Origin of the sequence: Psychrobacter sp. TB20-MNA-CIBAN-0197 (genome assembly GCF_040309765.1) — a bacterium.
Taxonomy (GTDB): domain Bacteria; phylum Pseudomonadota; class Gammaproteobacteria; order Pseudomonadales; family Moraxellaceae; genus Psychrobacter; species Psychrobacter submarinus.
In genome coordinates this window covers 1-264 of the sequence record NZ_JBEOPC010000771.1, presented here as the reverse complement: position 1 = coordinate 264, position 264 = coordinate 1, and the positions used below count along the sequence as shown (strand labels likewise).

The 264-nt window shown below is 60.2% G+C and carries 1 protein-coding gene; it reads right to left on the bottom strand.

Translation table 11 applies throughout. The annotated features are described in order from the left end of the window. A partial coding sequence (locus AAEY83_RS15920; protein ID WP_351060515.1) for a putative PEP-binding protein occupies positions 1–264 on the bottom strand: 264 nt, incomplete at both ends.

The following is a 264-nucleotide window of genomic DNA, read 5'->3' as shown; positions in this document are numbered from 1 at the left end:
GCTGTGGATAACCTGCGGGTTATCGATCTTCATCAGTTCCGCCAGCATCTCCTGTGCCTTGCTCAGGTTCACCTGGCGCAACATCCACTTGACCTTCGGCAGGTTGGTGGCGTTCATCGACAGGCTGTCGAAACCCATCGCCATCAACAGCACCGCCGCCGCCGGATCACCAGCCATCTCGCCGCAGATGCTCACCGGTTTGCCTTCGGCGTGGGCGTCAGTGACCACGGTTTGCAGAGCTTGCAGCACCGCAGGGTGCAGATA